Annotated in this window: 2 protein-coding genes; one reads left to right on the forward strand and one right to left on the reverse strand. The window is 66.4% G+C overall.

The genetic code is table 11. The features are described from left to right. Positions 1-992: serine hydrolase (locus tag MOV75_RS36005; protein ID WP_247007737.1), on the forward strand; the 992-nt coding region annotated here is incomplete at its 5' end. 193 nt (positions 993-1,185) lie between these two features. On the opposite strand, the gene MOV75_RS36010 is transcribed toward MOV75_RS36005, so the two are convergent. Further along, positions 1,186-2,036, reverse strand: an 851-nt coding sequence (locus MOV75_RS36010; RefSeq protein WP_247007740.1) for an MmgE/PrpD family protein, incomplete at its 5' end; no start/stop codon positions are given.

Below are 2,036 nucleotides of genomic sequence, written 5' to 3' on the forward strand. Positions count from 1 at the left end.
CCGCGCTCGACCGCGCCTTCACCGAGCCCGCACAGGCGCCCTACCGCCGCACCCGCGCGGTGGTCGTGATGAAGTCGGGCCGCGTCATCGCGGAGCGCTATGCCGACGGCATTGGACCGGAGACGCCGCTGCTCGGCTTCTCCATGACGAAATCGGTGGTTTCCGCCCTGATCGGCGTGCTGGTGCGTCAGGGCAAGCTGAAGCTCGACGGCCCCGCGCCGGTCGCTGCCTGGAAAGATCCTGATGATCCGCGCCATGCCATCACGGTCGATCAGCTTCTGCGCCACACCGCGGGCCTTGCGCTCGGCAGCTCTTTGGAGGCCTCGCTCGGCTCCGCCTTCGAGCCGGTCAACCGGATGAAGTTCGTCAAGTCCGACATGGCTGCCTATGCCGAGACGATCCCGCTCGAGACCGCGCCTGGCACCGCGTGGAAATACCACGACGGCAATATTCTCATTCTTTCGCACCTGATCCGCAACGCGGTCGGTGGTGATCCCGCAGACGCGCTCCGCTTCGCGCGCCGCGAATTGTTCGCCCCGCTCGGCATGCGCCATGTCACGCTCCAGCTCGATGGCTCCGGCACGATCGAGGGATCGAGCGAAATGCTCGCATCGGCGCGCGACTGGGCGCGCTTCGGCCAGCTCTATCTCGATGGCGGCATCGCCGGCGGCAAGCGTATCCTGCCGGAGGGCTGGGTGAAGTACGCGGCTTCGCCGACATCGAACGCGTGGGTCGGCATCGGCGCCGGCTTCTGGACCAACCAGGGCGACAGCTTCGGCGCGTCATTTCGCGTGCAGCACGGTTGGCCACGCGATGCTTTCTTCGCCAAGGGCACCATCGGTCAATACACCATCGTGATCCCCTCGGAGAAGCTGGTGATCGTGCGGATGGGACGCTCGCCGAACGCCCCGCTGCAAGCGGACGGCGTGTTTGATCTCGTGCGCGACGTGGTGGCCGCAACGCGCGAGAAGGGAAAGATGGCGGGGAACTGAGAGGAGTGGAGCGCGCATTCTTCCTTCTCCCCTTGTGGGAGTAGGTGGCGCGAAGCGCCGGATGAGGGGTATGTCTCCGCGCATTCAATTGCGAGTCGGATTCGCGGAGAGAACCCCTCACCCGGCTGCGCTTCGCGCAGCCACCCTCTCCCGCAAGGGGCGAGGGTGCACCCGTCTGCGCGGAGAGAATCGATTATCTCCCCAATTCCGTCGCCTGCGCCACGCGATCGAACCGCTCCAGCGTCATGATCGCGTCGGCAAACTTCTCCGCGCGCGCATTCAGCACCGGGCGGGCCAGCGTCAGGAATTTCTGCTGCATCGCCTGCGCGTCGGGGAAGGAGGTCGGCTCACCCGAGGGATCGGCATAGAGCCGCTCATGCACGCCGTCGTCGGTAGTGATGCTGACACGCGCCCCAAACGGATGCGTGCGGCCGATCTCGAGCCGGTCGTCCTGCACCACGTCGAACTTGTCGGCGAGCGCGTCGATCGCGGCGTCGCCAAGACGGCTGTAATCGTCCCAGCCGAATGAACCCTGGTCGAGCGCGAGCGCGCCGGTGAAGAACATCGAGAACTGGCCGCCGACGATCGACGTCGGATGCCGCTTGGTGGCGGCATCGCCGGTCAGCGTGATGCCGTTGCGGTGCAGGCCGATCTCGACGCGCTTGACCTGGTCGGGCGTCAGATTGTGCTCGCGCCGCATCGCGATCAGCGCGTCGATCGCGGCATGGGTGTAGCGGCAGCTCGGATAAGGTTTGACGCCGATCTTCATGGTCTCGTAGCTCTTGCCGAGCTCGGCGACCGCTTTGGACGGGTGCGCATCGTCGGTGTAGCCGGCGAGCAGGCCGTGCTTGCCCTCGACCGATTCCGTCGCGCCGACGAAATCGTTACGCGCCAGCGTCGCAGCGATCACGCCATTCATCGCGGCCGCGCCGACCTGGTAGCGCTTGTTCCAGGCGCCGTTGACCAGGAATTGCAGCGAGCCGGCGGCTTGGCTGCCGGAGACGCCGAAGGCGGCGACGAGCTGCTGCTCGGAGAGGCCGAACA

The organism is Bradyrhizobium sp. PRIMUS42 (assembly GCF_023006515.1).
In the GTDB taxonomy this organism is placed as follows: domain Bacteria; phylum Pseudomonadota; class Alphaproteobacteria; order Rhizobiales; family Xanthobacteraceae; genus Bradyrhizobium.